This window comes from Mesorhizobium sp. WSM4836 (genome assembly GCF_055811815.1).
In genome coordinates, this window is the sequence record NZ_JBVVQF010000149.1 from 1 (window position 1) to 251 (window position 251).

Sequence of the window (251 nt, forward strand, 5' to 3'; positions counted from 1 at the left end):
TCACGCCGGGTGGGCGGCATTGGGCGACGCATTGGCATCCGCCGACCGAACGCTATCCGTTGCAGGGGATCGACCTGCCCGAAAACCCGCCCGCCGTCGAATGGCGCACCCTTCGCGCCAATGGGGCGGACTTCGCCTATATCGTCGCGACCTCCGGCGCAGATCGGCGCGAAGCGTCGTTCGAGGGGAATTGGGACGCCCTGCCCGAGGCAGGGATGCGGCGCGGCGCGATCCATATCTATTCGCTATGT

General features: G+C 66.9%; 1 protein-coding gene. It reads left to right on the plus strand.

Annotated features, from left to right (window positions below; genetic code table 11):
- Positions 1–251 (plus strand): GH25 family lysozyme (locus AC0L2P_RS32465; RefSeq protein WP_473507276.1); only part of this gene is annotated, 251 nt, incomplete at both ends.